Consider the following 19,610-nt stretch of genomic DNA (forward strand, 5'->3'; position numbering starts at 1 on the left):
GCCCAGATCGTCGCCGAATTCGGTTACGCGACCGACCTGTTCGACGAGGCGACCGTGCAGGGCTTCGCCGACCGCTTCGTATTGGTGCTCGATGCCGTACTGGCCGACGCCGACGTGCGGGTCGGCGAGATCGATCTGCTCTCGCCCACAGAGAACACGCGAATTCTGCGCGCCTGGAACGACACCGCGCACTCACTCGACATCGACGCCTCGACCACGCTGGCGTCGCTGCTGGACGCCACGGTTGCGGCGAGCCCGGATGCGGTGGCGCTGGTAGCCGAGGACACGACGCTCACCTACGCCGAGTTGGACGCCAAGGCCAACCGCCTGGCGCGCCACTTGATTACGCTCGGTGTCGGCTCGGAGGATCGAGTGGCGCTGGCCATTCGGCGTTCGGTGGATCTCGTGATCGCGATGTACGCGGTGGCGAAATCGGGTGCGGCGTATGTGCCGATCGATCCCGATCAGCCCACCGAGCGCACCGACTACATCCTGCGCACCGCGGCACCGGTCTGCGTGCTGAGCACCGGTCGCGATGATTTCGGCAGCACCGTGGCCGAAGTGGTGTCGATCGACGAGCTGGATCTATCCGGCGTCGCGGACGGTCCGATTTCCGACGGTGACCGGCTGCGGCCGCTGGCGGCGGCGAATACGGCGTACGTGATCTTCACGTCGGGTTCGACCGGCCAGCCGAAGGGTGTCGCGGTGCCGCATGCGGCGATCGTGAACCAGTTGCTGTGGAAGACAGCCGAATTCGGCCTCGGTGCCGATGACGCAGTGCTGCTCAAGACCGCGGCCACCTTCGACCTGTCGGTCTGGGAGTTCTGGTCGGCCGCGGTCTGCGGTGGCCGGTTGGTCATCGCCGATGCCGATGGTCACCGCGATCCCGCATACCTCAACGAGCTGATGCGCTCCACCGGCGTCACAACGCTGCACGTGGTGCCGTCGATGCTGGACGCGCTGCTCACCGAATCCGCTCGCCGTCTGCCGCAGTCGCTGCGGCGGGTGCTGGCGATCGGTGAGGCGCTGCCCGCGACGACCGCGCAGCGATTCCGGCGGGACAACGCGGCCGAGCTGTTCAACCTGTACGGCCCCACCGAGGCCGCGGTATCGATCACCGCGCACACCGTCACCGATGCCGACACGGTTTCGGTGCCGATCGGTGGTCCGGAGTGGAACAGCCAGGTGTACGTGCTGGATTCGCGGATGCGTCCGGTTCCGGTCGGTGTCTCCGGTGAGCTGTACCTGGCCGGTGCGCAGTTGGCGCGTGGTTACTTCGGGCGCGTTGACCTGACCGCGGATCGTTTCGTGGCCAACCCGTTCGGCACCGGCGAGCGCATGTACCGCACCGGTGACCTGGTGGCCTGGAACAGCGAGGGCGGGCTGGAGTATCGCGGCCGCACCGACTTCCAGGTGAAGATCCGCGGTTTCCGGATCGAGCTCGGTGAGATCGAGGCGGCGCTGCTGCGTCAGCCCGAGGTTTCGGCCACGGCGGTGCTCGCGCACACCGACCCGAATCTGGGTGACCGGCTGGTCGCTTACGTGGTGCCCGAATCCGATGAGATCGACAACGTGCGCCTGCAATCGGCGCTGGCCGCCGAGCTGCCGTCCTACATGGTGCCGTCGGTCTTCCTCACCCTCGATGCACTGCCGTTGAACGCCAACGGCAAGCTCGATCGAAAGGCGTTGCCGGAGCCCACCTTCGAGAAGGCGGTGTTCCGCGCGCCGGTCACCCCGATCGAGGAGATCGTCGCCAACACCTTCGCCGAGGTGCTGCACCTCGGATCCGGCGAGCAGGCACAGCGGCTGGGCCTGGATGACGACTTCTTCGCGTGGGGCGGTAATTCGCTGCTCGCGACCCAGGTCGCGGCCCGCCTCGGCGCGGCGCTGAACACCCGCGTCCCGGTGCGACTGCTGTTCGAGGCGCCGACCGTCGGCGCACTCGCCATCCGGGTGGAACAGCAGGCCGACGGGCGCGGACGGCACGCGCTGGTCGCCGGTCCACGGCCGGAACATATTCCGCTGTCGCTGGCGCAGCAGCGGATGTGGTTCCTCAACCGCTTCGACACCCAGTCCGCCGCGTACAACGTTCCGATCGCGGTGCGGCTGACCGGCGCGCTCGATGTGGCCGCACTGCGCGCCGCCATCGCGGATCTGGTGCGCAGGCACGAGGTCCTGCGCACCATCTACCCCGAGACCGAGTCGGGTGCGGTACAGCTGATTCTGCCGGTAGGACAGGCGATTCCGGAGCTGGACATCCGGACGGTCACCCCGGATCAGGTCGAATCCGCCGTAGTCGAGCTGATTTCGGCGCCATTCGACGTCACCGCCGAGGTGCCGGTCCGGGTGCGGTTGTTCGAGATCGACACCGAAAGTTCGGCTCCGGAGTACGTGATCGCGATGGTCGTGCACCATATCGCCGGTGACGGTTCCTCGATGGGACCGCTGACGCGCGATCTGATGACGGCGTACGCGGCGCGCTCGGCCGGTGTCGCACCCAACTGGGCGCCGCTGGAGGTCCAATACGCGGATTACAGCATCTGGCAGCGTGAACTGCTCGGCAGCGAGGACGATCCGGATTCGCTGATGTCCAAGCAGGTCGCCTACTGGCGCGGCGCGCTGGCGGATCTGCCGGAGCAGCTGGATCTGCCCGCGGATCGTCCGCGGCCCGCGGTGCAGTCCTTCGCGGGTGGCACCGTCGAGGTGCGCATCGACGCCGATACCCATCGTGGTCTCAGCGGCGTGGCGCAGGCCGAGGGTGCGACGCTGTTCATGATCGTGCACACGGCACTGGCCGTGCTGTTGTCTCGACTGTCCGGCACCGACGACATCGCGATCGGTACGCCGATGGCGGGTCGGGGTGAGGCGGCGCTGAACGATCTGATCGGCACGTTCATCAACACGTTGGTGTTCCGTACCCGGCTGAATTCGGCCGAGCCGTTCGCGGATCTGCTCAGGCGGCAGCGCGAAACGGATATCCAGGCGTTCGCCAATGCCGATGTGCCGTTCGAGCGGTTGGTCGAGGTGCTGAACCCGGCACGGTCGCAGGCGCGGCATCCGCTGTTCCAGGTGGGTTTGTCGTTCCAGAACCTGGCCCAGACCTCCTTGGAATTGCCGGATCTCACGGTCTCGGGCGTGGAGTTCGATACCCACATCTCTCAGTTCGACCTGCACCTGATCCTTTCCGACCTGTACGACGAGTCCGGAGCTCCTGCCGGCATCGCCGGCGTATTCACCTACGCCACCGACCTGTTCGACCGGAGCACGGTCGAAGGGTTCGCGGACCGGTTCACCAGGCTGCTCGGCGAGATCATCACCGCGCCGCGCGCGGCAGTCGGTGACCTGGAGCTGCTCACCGCGGTGGAGCGGGAACGGATGCTGGGTGGCTGGAACGCCACCGCGCATCCGGTGCAGCCCGAGCTGTTGCTCGACGGGTACCGGCGCGCCGCAGCGGCGCATCCGGATGCCGTCGCGGTGGTGTTCGAAGGCGCCGAGCTGACTTATCGGGAATTCGACGACCGGGTGAATAGCCTTGCCCGCCTGTTGATTTCGCGGGGTGTGGGTGCCGAGTCGCTGGTCGGCCTTGCCGTTCGGCGGTCGTTGGATCTGGTCGTCGGCATGTACGCGATCGTCGCGGCCGGTGGCGCGTATGTGCCGCTGGATCCGGATCATCCGGCGGAGCGGATCGCGCACATCCTGGATACCGCCCAGCCCGCGTGCGTGGTCACCACCGCGGCCGACGCGGTGCCGGTTCCCGCGGATATCCCGGTGCTCGAGCTGGATTCGCTGGAGCTGGACGGGTTCTCCTCCGCACCGATCGAACCCGGTGAGCTGCTGCGCCCGGTCACCCGGGACAACCCGGCTTACGTCATCTTCACCTCGGGTTCGACCGGTCGTCCGAAGGGCGTCGCGGTGTCGCACGGGGCGATCAACAATCAGATCGAGTGGATGCTCGCGGAGTACCCGCTCGGCCCCGATGACGTGTACCTGCAGAAGACCGCGACCACGTTCGACGTGTCGCTGTGGGGCTACTTCATGCCGCTGCGCGCCGGCGCGCAGCTGGTGGTCGCCACCCACGACGGCCATCGCGACCCGGCCTACGTGGCGGATGCGATTGCCGCGCAAGGGGTTACGGTCACCGACTTCGTGCCGTCCATGCTGACGGTGTTCGCCGCACAGTTGGCAGCGGGCTCGCTGCCGACGCTGCGGGACGTGTTCGTGATCGGTGAGGCGCTGCCGCCGGAAACGGTGACGGCGTGGCGGTCCGTTTCGGATGCGGTGCTGCACAACCTGTACGGGCCGACGGAGGCCGCGGTGTCGGTGACCTACTGGCCCGCGCGTGAGACGGATGCGCGCACCGTGCCGATCGGTCTGCCGCAGTGGAACACCCAGGTGTTCGTGCTGGATTCGCGGTTGCGGCCGGTGCCCGCCGGTGTGGCCGGTGAGCTGTATCTGGCCGGTGATCAGCTGGCCCGCGGTTACGTCGCGCGCCCGGATCTGACCTCGGATCGCTTCGTGGCCAACCCGTTCACGACCGGTGCGCGGATGTACCGCACCGGTGACCTGGTTGTCTGGCGCGAAGTCGCGGGCGCGGGTCATCGCCTGGAATACCTGGGGCGCACCGACTTCCAGGTGAAGTTCCGCGGCCAGCGGATCGAGCTCGGCGAGATCGAGACGGCGCTGCTGGCCCATGCCGCGGTGAGCCAGGCGGTGGCACTGGTGGCGGCGTCGGCACTGGGCGACCAGTTGGTCGCGTACGTGGTTCCCGCGCCGGGGCAGTCGATCGACCAGCGGGTGCTGCTGGCCGAGGTATCGGATGTGCTTCCGGGCTATATGGTTCCGGCGGCCATCGTGGTGCTCGACGCCTTCCCACTGAACTCCAGCGGCAAGCTCGACCGCAAGGCGCTGCCCGAACCGACGTTCACCACTCGCGAATTCCGTGCCCCGGCAACGCCGGTGGAGGAGATCGTGGCGGGCGTCTTCGGCGATGTGCTCGGTATCGAGCGCGTGGGTGTCGACGACGACTTCTTCGCCCTCGGCGGCAACTCGCTGGTGGCCACCCAGGTGGTCGGTCGCCTGAGTGCCGCGATCGGCGGCCGAGTGCCGGTGCGTGCGCTGTTCGAGGCGCCGACCGTGGCGGCCCTGGCGGTGAAGCTGGAGCAGCTGTCCGGTGTTGGCGAGCGGCGGCCACTGGTCGCCGGTCCGCGGCCGGATCCGGTGCCGTTGTCGCTGGCACAGCAGCGGATGTGGTTCCTGAACCGCTTCGACACCGAGTCGGCGGCCTACAACCTGCCCATCGCGGTCCGGTTGACCGGTGCGCTGGATGTCGACGCGCTGCGTGCGGCCATGGCGGATCTGGTCGGCAGGCACGAGATTCTGCGGACGGTGTACCCGGAGACCGCGGGAGCCCCGGCACAGGTGATTCTGCCGGTGGCGCAGGCTGTTCCGGCGCTGGAGCTGCGGCCGCTCGTGGCCGCGGAGCTGGAATCCACGGTGATCGCGGTGATGGCGGCGCCGTTCGACGTCACCGCCGAGGTGCCGGTGCGGGTGGAGCTGTTCCAGGTGACCGACGCACCGACCGCTGTGTCCTCGGGTCGCTCCGCAGGCTCCGCTCCTGTGTCCTCGGGTCGCTCCGCAGGCTCCGCTCCTGTGTCCTCGGGTCGCTCCGCAGGCTCCGCTCCCGCCCCGAACGAGTACGTGCTCGTGCTCGTGGTGCACCACATCGCAGGTGACGGTTCGTCGATGGGCCCGCTGACCCGGGATCTGATGACGGCGTACGCGGCCCGCTCGGTCGGCGAGTCACCCACGTGGACGCCGCTGCCGGTGCAGTACGCGGACTACTCCATCTGGCAGCGCGAGCTGCTCGGCAGCGAGGACGATCCGGAGTCGTTGGCGGCCAAGCAGATCGCCTACTGGCAGTCGGCATTGGCGGATGTGCCGGATCAGCTGGATCTGCCCTCGGATCGCCCGCGGCCCGCCGTGCAGTCCTTCACGGGCGGCAAGGTGGAGCTGAGCATCGACGCCCAAACGCATCGTGAGCTCGTCGCTTTGGCCCGGGCCGAGGGTGCGACGCTGTTCATGGTCGTGCACACGGCGTTCGCGGTACTGCTCTCGCGGCTGTCGGGCACCGATGACATCGCGATCGGTACACCGATGGCGGGCCGCGGTGAGGCCGTGCTCGACGATCTGATCGGCATGTTCGTCAACACCTTGGTGTTCCGTACCCAACTGGATCGCGGCGAGCCGTTCACCGAGCTGCTCGGGCGTCAGCGCGAAACGGATATCCAGGCGTTCGCCCATGCGGACGTGCCGTTCGAGCGGTTGGTCGAGGTGCTGAACCCGGTGCGGTCGCAGGCGCGCCATCCGCTGTTCCAGGTGGGTCTGTCGTTCCAGAACCTGGCGCGGACCACGCTGGAACTGCCCGGACTCACGGTCGCCGGATTCGATATCGACACCCAGCTCTCGCAGTTCGATCTGCACCTGATCGTCGCGGACAGCTACGACGAGGACGGCACGCCGTCGGGTATCGGTGGGTACTTCACCTACGCCAACGACCTGTTCGACCCGGATACCGTTCGTGGCTTCGCCGATCGCTTCGCACGCGTTCTCGCCGAGATCATCGCGGCGCCGCGCGCGGCTGTCGGCGATCTCGAGATCATGGCCGCGGACGAGCGCCGCGAACTGGTCTCCGGCTGGAATGCGACAGCGCAGCAGGTGGATTCGTCCGCGACGCTGGCCTCGCTGCTGGATCGAACCGTGGCGGCCACGCCGGATGCGGTGGCGCTGGTCGGTGACGACGGCATCGCCATCAGCTACGGGGAGCTGGGCTCTCGGGTGAACGGACTTGCCCGGCACCTGCTTTCGCTGGGTGTCGGACCGGAGGCACGGGTGGCGCTCGCACTGCGCCGCTCGGTGGACCTGGTGGTCGCGATGTACGCGGTGACCCAGGCCGGTGGCGCGTATGTGCCGCTGGATCCGGATCAGACCGGTGAGCGGACCGACTACATTCTCGAGACCGCTCGGCCACTGTGCGTGGTGACCAACGCCGACACCGATTTCCAGACCTCGGTGACCGACGTCGTTCGGATGGACGCACTCGCGGACCTCCAGGACGCGCCGATCGCCGACGCGGAACGGATCGCGCCACTGCGCGCGGCGAATACGGCGTACGTGATCTTCACCTCGGGTTCGACCGGTCGCCCCAAGGGTGTCGCGGTGCCGCATGCGGCGATCGTTAACCAGTTGCTGTGGAAGACGAGCGAATTCGGTCTCGGTGCCGATGACGCGGTGCTGCTCAAGACCGCGGCCACCTTCGACTTGTCGGTGTGGGAGTTCTGGTCGGCGGCGGTTTCGGGTGGCCGACTGATCATCGCGTCGGCCGACGGACATCGCGATCCGACCTACCTCAATACGCTGATGCGCGATACCGCCGTCACCACTTTGCATGTGGTGCCGTCGATGTTGGATGCCCTGCTGATCGAATCGGACGGACAGCTGCCCGATTCGTTGCGCCGGGTGCTCGCCATCGGTGAGGCGCTGCCCGCCGCGACGGCGCAGCGGTTCCGGGAGTCGAACGGGGCCACCCTGTTCAACCTCTACGGCCCGACCGAGGCCGCGGTCTCGATCACCAACCACGAGGTGACCGATGCCGATACCGTCTCGGTGTCGATCGGTGCCCCGGAGTGGAACAGCCAGGTGTACGTGCTGGATTCGCGGTTGCGTACGGTGCCGGTGGGTGTTTCGGGTGAGTTGTATTTGGCCGGTGCGCAATTGGCGCGCGGCTACTTCGGGCGTGTCGATCTGACCGCGGAGCGGTTCGTGGCCGACCCGTTCGAATCCGGTGCTCGGATGTACCGCACCGGTGACCTGGTGGCCTGGAATGCCGCCGGTGAGCTGGAGTATCGCGGTCGCACCGACTTCCAGGTCAAGATCCGTGGTTTCCGCATCGAACTCGGCGAGATCGAGGCGGCGCTGCTGCGACAGACCTCGATCAGCTCGGCCGCGGTGCTCGCGCATACCGATCCGGCACTCGGTGACCGCCTGGTCGCCTATGTGGTCCCGACCACCGGCGAACTCGATAAGAGTGCGGTCCAGTCGGCGTTGGCTGCGGAGCTGCCCTCGTACATGGTGCCGAGCGCCTTCCTCGAGCTGGAAGCTCTGCCGCTCAATGCGAATGGCAAGCTCGATCGAAAGGCCCTGCCGCAGCCCACCTTCGAACAGGCCGCATTCCGCGCGCCGGTCACCCCGGTGGAGCAGATCGTGGCCGGTGTGTTCGCCGATGTACTCGGCATCGAACGGATCGGTGCCGACGACGACTTCTTCGCACTCGGCGGTAACAGCATCCTGTCGATCCAGCTGGTATCGCGGGCGAAGACGCTCGGTGTGGTGTTCTCCGTGCGCGACGTCTTCGAACAGCGCAGCGTCGCCGGACTCGCCGCCATCGCGACCTCGGCCGCGGATCTGCGGCAGGCGACCATGGCCGAGCTGCCCGGTGGTGGCATAGGTGAGATCCCGCTGCCGCCGAGCATCGCCGCGGTGCTGGCGAACGGCACGGCCTACCAGCGCTTCTCCTACGAGACGGCGGTGGCGCTGCCGAGCGAACTCGACGGGGATCGGCTGCGTGCGGCGATCGCCGCACTGGTCGACCGGCACGATGCGTTGCGCACTCGTTTGCGCCGGGTCGAGGAGGTCTGGGAATTCGAAGCGCTCGAGCGCGGTGGGATCGATATCGATGCCCTTGTGCACGAGGTCGCCTTCGATACCGACCTCGACGACGACTACGGCTATGACGAGCTCATGCGGCGCGCCGACAACGAACGCGCGGCCGCCGCGGATCGCCTCGATCCAGCCAACGGCGTGATGGCGCAGTTCGTGCGCTGCACCGCCGACCGTCTCGACGGCGGCAACTTCATGCTGATCGTGGTCCACGGCTTCGCTGCCGATCCGAAGTCCCTCGACATCCTGACCGGCGATCTGCTCGACCTGATCGCCGACGACCAGGTCGCCCTGCCGGAGGTCGGTACCTCGCTGCGGCGTTGGGCCTACGGCCTGACCGAGCAAGCGAATGGCCGCGCCGCCGAACTGCCATTCTGGCAGGAGGTTTCGGCCACGCCCGAGCCGCTGCTCGGCGCGCGGGCCTTCGATCCGGCGCTGGATACCGTCGCCACCACGCGACGGGTGCGCATCGAGGTGCCGGCGGATATCTCCGAGGTACTGCTCACCACGGTGCCTGCGCGGTTCCACGGTCGCGTGCCGGACGGGCTGCTGTCGGCGTTGGCCATGGCGCTGGTGCGCTGGCGTGGCGAAGAGCAAGGATCGGATGTGCTGATCCGGCTCGACGGTGACGGTCGTGCGGCGGTCCGCGGTGCCGAATTGTCGCGCACCGTGGGCGCTTTCACCTCCGTCTACCCGGCCCGGCTCGGGCTGGGCGGGATCGATCTGGCCGAGGCGTTCGACGGCGGCGACGCCGCGGGTGCGCTCATCAAGTCGGTGAAGGAACAGCTGCTCGCGGTGCCGGATCAGGGCGTCGGCTACGGTCTGCTGCTTAGGGCGACGGCAGTCGGCGGAGCCGACGGGGTGGGTGAACAACTGCCGCTGGCGGGTCAGGTCGGCTTCCGGTACCAGGAAGCGGCGATCAAGGCCGAGCGGGATGCCACCATGCCCGCGACCGGAGCGCTCGATGTCGCCGTGACAGTCGGCGATGAGGACGATGGTCCGCGGCTACTTGCCACCTTCGAGTTCCCGGTCGGGCTGCTGTCCCCGGAGCAGGTGCAGGAGTTGGCGGAGCTGTGGGTTGCCGCGCTCACCGCGCTGGCCGAGCACGCGCAGCGGCCGAATGCCGGTGGCCATACGCCGTCGGATCTGCCGCTGGTGCAGGTCGGTCAGGCCGATATCGAACTGTGGGAACAGACCTACCCGGGCCTCGACGATGTCTGGCCGGTCTCGCCGCTGCAGTCCGGCCTGCTCTTCCACGCGCTGATGACCACGGCCAGCGTGGATGTCTACACCATCCAGGCGGTGGTGCAGCTGGCCGGAACGGTGGATGTGGCACGGCTGAACGCGGCCGCGCAGGGGATCCTGGATCGGTACCCGAATCTGCGCACCGCATTCGTCACCGACTCCACCGGACAGGTGCGGCAGGTCGTGCTCGATCGGGTCGAAGTGCCTTGGCGCGTGGTGGATCTCACCGAACTGCCGGAGGCGGGGCGGGCCGAGGAACTGCGTCGCCGGGTCGAGGCCGACCACGCCGAGCGCTTCGATATGACCACCCCGCCGCTGGTGCGCTACACGCTGTTGCGTACCGCCGCCGAGGAATGGTCGCTGGCGATCACCACGCACCACGTGCTGCTCGACGGTTGGTCGATGCCGCTGCTGATGCGGGATCTGCTGGTGCTCTACGCGACGCGCGGCGACCAGTCGGCACTGCCGCAGGTCTCCTCCTACCGTGACTTCCTGGACTGGCTCGCCACCCGCGATCAGGACGCGTCGTTGCGGGTCTGGGCCGATGCCTTCGACGGTGCGACCGAACCGACCGAATTGGCCGCGCCCGCACGGACGGTCGAGACCTACGAGACCGCCAAGCTGATCACCCAGATCGACGCCGACCGCACCCGTCAGCTGACCAAGCACTGCGCCGAACTCGGCATCACGGTCAACACCCTGGTGCAGGCGGCCTGGGGCATCCTGGTCGGCAGGCTCACCGGGCGCGCCGATGTGGTGTTCGGCGCCACGGTGTCTGGTCGGCCCGCCGAGCTGACCGGCGTGGAGTCGATGGTCGGTCTGTTCATCAATACGCTCCCGGTGCGGGTGCGCATCGATGACCGCGCGACGATCGACGATCAGCTGAAGCGGTTGCAGCGTGACCAGGCCGAGCTGCTCGATCACCACTACGTCGGCCTGTCCGATATCCAGCGGGCCGCCGGAATCGCCTCGCACTTCGACACGCTGTTGGTGTTCGAGTCGTACCCGATCGATCGGGAGGCGATCGCCGCGGCGAGTTCGATCGACGGCATGGCGGTGACCGATGTCGGTGTGGAGAGTGCGACGCACTATCCACTCACCCTGCAGGTGACCGCGGAGTCCACTCTCGAATTCACCCTCGAGTACCTCATCAGCCGGTTCAGCGCCGATGAGGTGGAAACCTTGTCCACCAGGCTGATTCGGGTGCTGGACGCGCTGATCGGCGATCCGGCCGGGCTGGTCGGTGATATCGATATCCTCGATACCGATGAGCGGGCCCGCCTGCTCGTCGAATCCGGTATCGCGGCAACGGCTCCCGCACCGGAACCGGTGGGCCGGGTCGGTGCGCGCACGGTGTCGAAGGTGCTCGCCGAGGTGGTCGAGGCGGATCCCGAGGCGCCGGCGCTGCTGGCGGACGGCGACGAAATCGCCTACCACGTCCTGGATCGCCGTTCCTCGCAGCTGGCCCGGGTGCTCATCGCACACGGTGCCGGACCGGGCGATGTGGTGGCCCTGGCGCTGCCGCGTTCGGTCGATGCGGTGGTCGCGGTCTGGGCCATCCAGAAGGCCGGTGCCGCCTGCCTGTTCGCCGGTGACCTGACTGCCGCCGAAATGGCCACCGCCGGAGCTGTTTTCGGTATCACCGTGGAACCAACCGACGGCTCGATCAACTGGCTGGTCCCGAGCGATCCGACGGTCCGAGCTGAACTGGCCGCCGCCCCATCGCACCCGGTCTCCTACGCCGATCGGGTCCGCCCGCTCGCCGAGGAACACCCGGCCTTCGTAGTCCTCACGGCCGACGGCACCCCCCGCGCCTTCAGCCAAACCGAGGCACTCGAACAGGCCGAACAGGTCCGCTCGGAATACGACATCGACTACGAATCGACAACCTTCACCACCGCCATCTCCGGCCGAGCCGCACTCCTCGAGTTCCTGACCGCAGCAATATCCGGTGCACTGTCAGTGCTGCCCGGCGCGGACGAGATCGCGGAAGACCTGGCCGACGGAGAGGTCACCCACTGGTTCGTCGCCGTGGGCGAGTCGACCGAGGCGGCGGACGAGGACGTGCGGATCGTGATCGTCGAGTAACCGGGACCGCTCTGCGCGGTACACGAAGGCAAGGGCCCCGAACCTCGAACAGTCGAAGGTACGGGGCTTTTGCACGTGCATAGCGTCGGGATAGTCCAAAGCGTCAGGCGCACGGTGCGTTCGGTCGCGGCGGGGGAGGAACTGCCGAGTCGGATGCGGCTCAGCTCCACGCGGGCTGCCATGGCTATTTTCCCCCACGGATGATGCGACCCGCGGACTTGTGACCGCCGCAAGGCCACGCACCTACACCTGGATATGCATCAAGGGTTGATGCTGGGTCGGATCATGAACAGCGGGAAGCGCCGCCGCGAGATCAGAAGGGGCGCCGGAATCACCGGACGGAACCTCGCCGCTTTGGCGGGCTAGACTCGTACGGGACCGAGCGGACGTCGTTCGCTCCCGTTCGATGAGGTTGGAGGTGGTTCCATTGGCAATGCCCGCTCCTCGGTCCGACCATTGGACGGCCGCGGACCTCGATCACATTCCCGAAGACGGATTACGGTACGAGGTGCTGAATGGCCAGCTCGTCGTGAACGCTGCTCCTAAGCCGCGGCATCAGTGGCTGATCAAATGGCTGGTGCGCGCTCTCGACGACCCACCGCCTCCCGGATACGTAGTGCTGGAAGGCGTGGGAGTGCTGATCGGCGACGACGAGCCCATTCCCGACCTCATGGTGGCGGCTGGCGCGATCGACTGGGACGACCGCGGGGTCGCCGCCGAACAGGTGAAGCTGGTCGTCGAAGTTGTCTCCAAATCGACGACTATGCAGGATCGCATGGTCAAGCCCGTGCTCTATGCCGCAGCCGAAATTCCAAACTACTGGCGCGTCGAGATCAACCCGTTCAAAGGCCAGCTCACTGACGAAAAGTTGCCGGTCCTGTTCGCACATGCCCTCGGGCCGGAGGGCACCTACGAACGGACGCACCGGGTGGCGGCTGGGGAGTCCGTCACCCTGCGCAGTCCCTTCGAATTCACCGTGGATCCGGCGTCACTGATGCCCTGAGCCGCCTTTATCGTTCGGCGATGGCATGTTCCTCGGCGAAGACCTTGCGGCAGACCGGGGCACAGAAGGCGTAGTCGGTGCCGTCGTGGGTCAGGGTGATCTGGGCGGTGGCCCATTCGATAGTCATGCCGCAGACCGGATCGATCGTGTAACCCTTCGGTGCTTCGGGTCGCACGCCGGAGTCCCGGAAGTCCTGTGTCATCAGCCGGGTGATGTCGGTGGCGGTCATGGAGCGGCCCAGCGCACCGATCGCGTGTTCGCGGACGCCGACGATCTGCACGATGCAATGCGGACGACGCAGGAGCCGGTCCGGATCCGCTTCGGTATCGGCGATCGCACGGGTGACTATCGGGATGATGTGGTCGCCGAATTCGCGGTTGTTGCTCCATGATCCGGGAACCGTGATCCGCACGACATAGCGCGGTTCGACCGTGATGTCCGGGCCGCCGGTAGCCCAGACCTGCGGCTTGTGCACTACTACATGCGTCAATTCGCGTGCCATATCGAGCACCGAGTCCGGCGCGGATTCGCCGGTGGTCAGCTCGTGTAGCACCCGGTCGGCCAGCTGTTGCTGCCGTTCGACGCTCATCGTTTCCTCGGAGACGAACAATTCGACGGTCATCATGATTAGGATTCCTTCGGCAGGTTCATCGACGCGTCGGCGGGGACCAGGGCTAGAAGTTCGTCGACCGACCACTGATCGTCGGCGTGCTTGCCGAGTTTGCTTGCCAGGATGCGGCCATCGGAGGCTATGAGGAAGTCGCCGGGCAGACCGAGGCGTCCACCCTCGGGTTTGCCCGGGGGAGCGGGCTTTTGCTTGCGCAGTACGGCTACCGTCGCCTGGGTCGCGGCGCGGACGATGGTCGGCCAGGCGCGCGGGTCGAGCAGGGCGCGCGGTGCCGATTCGATGCCGAACTCGCGGTACAGGATTCGCTCGGGATCGGCGACCAGGTCGAATGGCAGATCGCCCGCATAGGTGCGCAATTCGGCTGCGCTGGAATGGAATACGACGACCTCACGGATGTTTGCGGCCAAGATTTCGGCGTGCCGTACGGCGAACGAGCGCAGGTGCAGATTGCACACCGGACAGCCCGCGAAACGTCGAAACTGCAGGTGTATCAGGCAATCCGGATCGGGGACCGGAATCTCGGCGTCGGCAATGGTGAGCAGCGTCCGGTCGGTCACGGTGCGCGGCAATGGCATGGGGACTCCTTCTCGTAGGTGTACAAGGTACGCCTACAGCCAGTATGCGCGTACCTTGTACGCTGTCAACCCGTGCCCCGCCCTCGCTCGCTGACCAGCCCCGCCATCGCGGCCGCCGCCGTCGCGGTGCTCGACCGCGATGGCCTGTCCGGCCTCACCATGCGCGCGGTCGCGAAGGAACTCCGCATCGCCACCATGGGCCTCTACCGCTATGTCGCCGACCGCGACGAACTCGAGCTGCTGGTCGTAGACCATCTCCTGGCCGATATCGACCTCGCGCCACCGACCGCCCCGGACTGGCGCGACCGCGTCGCGGCCCTACTCGACCGCATGCGCACGACGGTATCCGCCCATCCGGCAACAGTCCCGCTGGTTGTGCGCCACCGCCAGTCCGCCCCCAACAGCCTGCGCTGGATCGAGGCGATGCTGACCATCCTCACCGATGCGGGCTTCACCGGCACCGGCCGAGTCCTGGCCCAACGCACTCTCATCGCCTTCCTACTCGGCCACCTCCAGAACGAGCACTACGGCCCACTCTCCGGCGCAGGCACCGACGCCATGACCCGCCTCCCCCCAAGCGACTATCCACTCCTCGTCCAAACCGCCACCGACGCCCAAAATATCGACCCCAACACCGAATTCCACCTCGGCATCGAAATCGTCCTCCGCGGTCTGTCCCCCTGAGCCCCGGTGACTACCGCCAGAGCTGTTGCCGCGCATCGATTCGCGCGCCGCGCACGTTTTCGCCCGGCGAATTCGTGCGCGGCGCGAGAAAATGTGCGCGGCGTCATTGGGCGGCGCTAGTTGGTGAGGCCGGGGATGGATATGGTTGTTCCCATGATGTGGTGACCTGCGTCGTTCAGGTGCAGGCCGTCGCCGCTGTCCAGGTCGGGGTGGATGAAGTCGGGGTCATTCGGGTCTTCGACGGCGGCGGCGACGTCGAACACGGCATCGAAAACGCGGGTGGTGCGCAGCCATTCGTTGACCGCGCGGCGTACTACTCGGCCCTCTTCGACATTGAGGTCCGGATAGATGACACCGGCGAAGGGGCCGATGGTGTTGGCGTACACCGCGAGTCCGGCCGCATGCGCGCGCCCGGCCAATTGCCGGAAACCGGCGATGAGTGCATCGGCCGATGACGTGCGGTTGTCGAGGATCAGATCGTTGATACCGAAGTTCAGGACAACATGGGTGACTCCGGGAACCCCGAGCACGTCGCGGTCGAAACGGGCCAGACCATGTTCGCCGATCTGGTCGGTCAGCAAACGGGTCCCGCCGATGCCCTGATTGAGAACCCAACCGCTGGTGAGACGTTCGTTGAGGACGTCGACGGAACGATGGTTCGCGCCGGGTGTGGACCCGACGCCTTCGAACCAGGAGTCGCCGAACGCGACGATGATCGGCCCATCTGTCGGGGTGAGCACGTCGACACCGGTCACATAGAAGCGTGAGGTCGTCTCCACGGCTCCGGATAGCGCGAGTGCGGTGACCTGATCGCCGGCGGCCACGAAACCGGATTCCATCGGCAGGTGCGAAAAGGGTGCCAGGCCGGTCTCTTTCGGCAAGTAGATACTCAGCACCAGATCGGTACCGGCAGTCGTCGCGAAATCGACTGGGTCACTGACGATATCGGCTCCAGCTGGAATGGAAACTGAAGCCTCGCCGTCGAAGCGCAGCTCGGTATCGCTCTCCGCGACGATCTCGGCCCCGGACTTGCGCACCGCGATCCGTGCCGCACCGATGGTCACCGGTGTCGAACCATAGCGGTTCGTCAGCCGCACCCGCAGCTGCTCGCCGGCCCCGACCAGGTGCAGCACCTGACGCACTGTCTCATCGGCGAAGCCGCGCGGCTCGGCCAAACGAATCCGCTCGGCGGGGTCGACCAGCGTAGAACGGAAGCCAGCGACCCAGCGCGAAGAGGTAGTCATCGGAATCTCCATTTAGTTGCGGTGAGGAATATTGCGATGACAACAATCTAGCGCATATGTTCCGCATGTCAACTATCCCCATCGCAACTATCTCGGCTAAGCTCGCCACCGTGGACGCAGAACTCTTCGACGACCCCAGGCTCACCACCATGGGCCTGCTCTACGAGGCGTACGACGGCCTGACCCGCAAGTTGGAACCGACCTGGAAGAAACACGGTCTGTCCGGCCTCGATGTCAACGCACTCATGCGCTTGAGCCGCTCACCGGACCGTCGCCTGCGGATGACCGACCTCGCCGCCCAGACCAACCTGTCCACCAGCGGCGTCACCCGACTGGTCGACCGCCTGCAGCGCAACGGCCTCGCGCGCCGCGAACTCGACTCGGTGGACCGCCGCAGTTCCTACGCCGTGCTCACCGCCGCCGGTGCGACCCGCTTGGCGCGCGTACTCCCCGACTACCTCGAGGTCATCGAGCGCTGGTTCACCGGTCTGCTGCCGCCCGACCAACTCGATGCCTTCGTTACCAGCCTGCGCGCCATCCGTGATCAGGTGAACCCGGAGGCCACTGCGCGCGAGGCCGACTAAATGTCGGCCTCGGTTGTTATGTTGCGCGACATGACGACCACGACGCATATAAACCCCGAGACCTTGCCGAACAATCCGGCGTTTACCCAGGTGGTGCGGGTTTCGGCGGCCACGGACACCATCTACGTGGGCGGACAGAACGGTATCGATGCGAACGGCCGGTTGGCGGGCCCGGACCTCGCGGAAGCCCGGCAGGCATTGGCGAATCTGGTGACATGCCTCGAAGCCGCGGGCGCAGCATCGAACAAGTCGTGAAGTGGACGATCCTGATCGTCGACGGCCAGCCGCTGCAGGACGGATTCGCGGCATTCGGCGAGGTGTGGCGTCGACGGCCGAATCCGCCCGCCATCACCGTCGCCAAGGTGGCCGCGCTCGCCGTGCCAGGCGCGGTTGTCGAGATCGAGGCCGTCGCCGCCGTTCCGGTGTGATCGCTAGTCGATCGCCGCGGCGAGACGATTGGTGAGTTCGCGTACGTGGGCGATCAGCTCGGGAGGTTCGTGGATTCGGCAGGCGAAGCCGAAAGTCGCTATGTAGACGGCGAGTTCGTCCAGGGAGTTGGAACCCGTGCGTAGGAGGCAGCTTCGATCGTCGATGGCCTCGATGACGCCGACGGTCGGGGCAATGCGTTCGGCTGCGACCTTGGCCGGCACATACAGTGTCACGCGGGCGGCATAGCGATAGGGGGAAGTTGTTGTGCCGCTGGTTATGTAGTGCGCCAGGTCGGTCTCGGGTGGCTCGCGCGGGGTGAAGCGGGGGCCGGTGGGAACGCGGGGTTGTAGGCGGTCGACGCGATAGGTGCGCCAGTCCGCGCGTTCGATATCCCAGGCGATGAGATACCAGTGCCGACCGGTGTGCGCCAAACGATGCGGTTCGACGGTACGCAATGATGTTGTCCCGCCGTGTGTTCGGTAGTCGAAGCGCAGGCGGTGATTGTCGCGGATGGCACCGGCGACCGCGGTCAGCACATCGGGATCGACGGTCGGGCCGGCGGAAGGCACTGTGACAGTGACCGATTGGAGCAGACTGACCCTATGCCGCAGCCTCGACGGCAGCACCTGCTCCAGTTTGGTGAGCGCGCGCAACGAACTGTCCTCGATGCCCGCGATGGTGCCACCCGCCGCGGTTCGCAGCCCGACGGCAACGGCCACCGCCTCATCATCGTCGAGCAGCAGCGGCGGCAGTTTCGCACCCGCCCCGAGGCGGTACCCCGCGACACCGGCGGTTGCGTCGACCGGATAGCCGAGGTTGCGCAACTTGTCGATATCGCGGCGCACTGTGCGCACATCGACCTCGAGGCGTTCGGCGAGTTCGGTACCGGTCCAGTCCCGAGGCGTCTGCAGTAGCGACAGCAATCGCAGCAGGCGCGCGGAGGTTTCCAACATGACGAAAAGTCTGCCCCAAAGCTAGGGCAGAGTCTGTCCTAAGCGGGTCATAGCGTGGTTTTCATGAGCACAGAGATTACTCCGTTCCGCATCGAAATCCCGCAGCAGCAGCTCGATGACCTGCGCAATCGTCTCGACAATGCGCGCTGGCCCGCACCGCTGCCCGGCGACGGCTGGGATACCGGCGTGCCGACTACCTGGCTGCGCGAACTGGTCGACTACTGGCGCACCGGCTACGACTGGCGCGCCGCCGAGGCCCAGCTCAACGCCTATCCGCAATTCACCACCGAAATCGACGGACAGCGCATCCACTTCCTGCACGTCCGCTCACCCGAGTCCGATGCCCTGCCCCTGCTGATGACACACGGCTGGCCAGGTTCGGTCGTCGAATTCCTCGACGTGATCGGACCGCTCACCGACCCGCGTGCCCACGGCGGCGATCCCCGCGATGCCTTCCATCTGGTCATTCCATCGCTGCCCGGATTCGGCTTCTCCGGACCCGTCAGCGAAGTGGGCTGGACCAGCGCGAAGATCGGCGACACCTGGGCCGAACTCATGCGCCGACTCGGCTACGAGCGCTATGGCACACAGGGCGGCGATATCGGCGCTGCGGTGAGTCCGGAGGTGGCCCGGAGCGCGCCGAAAAATGTGATTGGCGTCCACACCAATGGCGGCCCGGATCCGATTGCGACCCATCAGCTTTCCCAGGACGAGTTGGCCAGCTTGACCGATCTCGAGCGCGACCGGATCGACCGCATCCAGGCATTCCTGCGGGAGGAGATCGGCTATATCGCGATTCAATCCACCCGACCGCAGACCGTGGCCTACGGACTGGTCGATTCGCCGATCGGTCAGCTCTCCTGGATCATGGACAAATTCCGGGAATGGACCTATCCGCGAAACGTGGACCCGGACAAGATCATCGACCGCGACCGGCTGCTGACCAATGTGATGCTGTACTGGCTCAACGGCACTGCGGGTTCGGCCGCATTCGTCGGCTACGCGCAGCGCGCCGGCTGGGGTACGAGCAAATCGAATTCCGGAGTGCCCACTGCGGCAATCGTTTTCGCTCAGGACGTCGGAATTCGGCGCTATTGCGAGACCCAGCACACAATGACCCGCTGGGTCGATGTGGATCGCGGCGGACATTTCGCGGCCCTGGAGGAGCCCGTGCTGCTGCTGAACGACATCCGCGAGTTCTTCCGCGACCTGCGCTGAAAACCTGGGCCTGTTCCGGCATGTCGCGGCCGGAGCAGGCTCACAATCAAAGGCAGCAGGACGGTGGCAATGCAGAGGTGAGCGCCATGAGCGAGCCGAGACGGATTACTCAGCAATATCGGGAAGAGTTCTGGCGACGCTGCGGCTGGTCGCCGGATTTGCCCGAGGTGGAACGACGCCATATCGAGGACCTCTGGGATGACGAGTCCATCGATATGGCGGAGCTGTTCGGCTGGTAATGCGC

Annotated in this window: 10 protein-coding genes and 1 pseudogene (1 of these 11 running past the window's edge); 7 read left to right on the forward strand and 4 right to left on the reverse strand. The window is 66.6% G+C overall.

The genetic code is table 11. The features are described from left to right. A protein-coding gene (locus AB0J47_RS05420) for a non-ribosomal peptide synthase/polyketide synthase (RefSeq protein ID WP_364341347.1) crosses the window boundary here: on the forward strand, nucleotides 1-12,048 show its final stretch. 32,064 nt of this gene lie to the left of the window's left edge; the window shows 12,048 of its 44,112 coding nt (coding positions 32,065-44,112); the start codon falls outside the window, past its left edge; its stop codon occupies nucleotides 12,046-12,048. A 433-nt stretch (nucleotides 12,049-12,481) separates the two neighbouring features. Then, nucleotides 12,482-13,051 (forward strand): Uma2 family endonuclease, encoded by a 570-nt coding sequence (locus AB0J47_RS05425; protein ID WP_364340836.1) that lies wholly within the window; start codon nucleotides 12,482-12,484, stop codon nucleotides 13,049-13,051. A gap of 7 nt (nucleotides 13,052-13,058) precedes the next feature. Here the strand turns inward: AB0J47_RS05425 and AB0J47_RS05430 are convergent, their stop codons facing one another. Together AB0J47_RS05430 and AB0J47_RS05435 are read right to left on the reverse strand one after the other, a co-directional pair. Beyond that, on the reverse strand, nucleotides 13,059-13,676 hold the full coding sequence (locus tag AB0J47_RS05430; RefSeq protein ID WP_364340838.1) for an ATPase: 618 nt from the start codon (nucleotides 13,674-13,676) through the stop codon (nucleotides 13,059-13,061). A 2-nt stretch (nucleotides 13,677-13,678) separates the two neighbouring features. Beyond that, entirely contained in the window at nucleotides 13,679-14,254 is a 576-nt protein-coding gene (locus AB0J47_RS05435; RefSeq protein ID WP_364340840.1) for a peroxiredoxin-like family protein, read from the reverse strand. Nucleotides 14,255-14,326: 72 nt separating this feature from the next. Here AB0J47_RS05435 and AB0J47_RS05440 point away from each other — a divergent pair, with 72 nt between their 5' ends. Beyond that, nucleotides 14,327-14,938: a TetR/AcrR family transcriptional regulator C-terminal domain-containing protein gene (locus AB0J47_RS05440; RefSeq protein WP_364340842.1), complete on the forward strand. Its 612-nt coding sequence runs from the start codon at nucleotides 14,327-14,329 to the stop codon at nucleotides 14,936-14,938. A 116-nt stretch (nucleotides 14,939-15,054) separates the two neighbouring features. On the opposite strand, the gene AB0J47_RS05445 is transcribed toward AB0J47_RS05440, so the two are convergent. Continuing rightward, a complete protein-coding gene (locus AB0J47_RS05445; protein WP_364340844.1) occupies nucleotides 15,055-16,182 on the reverse strand; it encodes a GDSL-type esterase/lipase family protein in 1,128 nt (375 codons plus the stop codon). Nucleotides 16,183-16,292: 110 nt separating this feature from the next. Between AB0J47_RS05445 and AB0J47_RS05450 the strand changes: the two genes are divergently transcribed. After that, on the forward strand, nucleotides 16,293-16,766 hold the full coding sequence (locus tag AB0J47_RS05450) for a MarR family transcriptional regulator (protein WP_364340847.1): 474 nt from the start codon (nucleotides 16,293-16,295) through the stop codon (nucleotides 16,764-16,766). Between the two features lie 30 nt (nucleotides 16,767-16,796). Next, nucleotides 16,797-17,194 (forward strand): annotated as a pseudogene (locus tag AB0J47_RS05455) (RidA family protein). Between the two features lie 3 nt (nucleotides 17,195-17,197). On the opposite strand, the gene AB0J47_RS05460 reads toward AB0J47_RS05455, so the two are convergent. Continuing rightward, nucleotides 17,198-18,148 carry a YafY family protein gene (locus AB0J47_RS05460; protein ID WP_364340849.1) on the reverse strand — a complete coding sequence of 317 codons (951 nt, stop codon included), beginning with the start codon at nucleotides 18,146-18,148 and terminating at the stop codon, nucleotides 17,198-17,200. A 63-nt stretch (nucleotides 18,149-18,211) separates the two neighbouring features. Between AB0J47_RS05460 and AB0J47_RS05465 the strand changes: the two genes are divergently transcribed. After that, nucleotides 18,212-19,366, forward strand: a complete 1,155-nt coding sequence (locus AB0J47_RS05465; protein ID WP_364340851.1) for an epoxide hydrolase family protein — start codon at nucleotides 18,212-18,214, stop codon at nucleotides 19,364-19,366. An 86-nt stretch (nucleotides 19,367-19,452) separates the two neighbouring features. After that, nucleotides 19,453-19,605 (forward strand): hypothetical protein, encoded by a 153-nt coding sequence (locus AB0J47_RS05470; protein WP_364340853.1) that lies wholly within the window; start codon nucleotides 19,453-19,455, stop codon nucleotides 19,603-19,605. Nucleotides 19,606-19,610: the final 5 nt, after the last annotated feature.

Source organism: Nocardia sp. NPDC049737, from assembly GCF_040674755.1.
Taxonomy (GTDB): domain Bacteria; phylum Actinomycetota; class Actinomycetes; order Mycobacteriales; family Mycobacteriaceae; genus Nocardia.